The organism is Enterobacter cloacae complex sp. 6730903 (assembly GCF_048283985.1).
Lineage (GTDB): Bacteria > Pseudomonadota > Gammaproteobacteria > Enterobacterales > Enterobacteriaceae > Enterobacter > Enterobacter hormaechei_C.
This window is the reverse complement of record NZ_JBLVXX010000238.1, coordinates 1-264: the sequence shown is the minus strand read 5'-3', so window position 1 is coordinate 264 and position 264 is coordinate 1. Positions and strand designations below refer to the sequence as shown.

Genomic DNA, 264 nt, shown 5'->3' with positions numbered 1-264 from the left:
TACTTTGAAAGGGGTAGCGGGTGCCTTAGATCAATACAAGCTCGATAATGGGCATTTCCCAACCATGCAAGTAGGTGGTTTAGATGCGCTTATTAATCAACCTGCTACAGCAAAAAACTGGATGCCGGGTGGTTATGTGAAAGGTGGTTATCCTAAAGACAGCTGGAAAAATGATATCCAATATGTCGTACCTGGAAAAGACGGCCATCCTTTTGATCTATATTCATTTGGCGCTGATGGTAAAGAAGGTGGTGAAGGTAACGA

The 264-nt window shown here is 43.2% G+C and carries 1 protein-coding gene; it reads left to right on the top strand.

The genetic code is table 11. The features are described from left to right. Positions 1 to 264 (top strand): type II secretion system protein GspG (locus ACNQ0W_RS25735; RefSeq protein ID WP_417933349.1); only part of this gene is annotated, 264 nt, incomplete at both ends.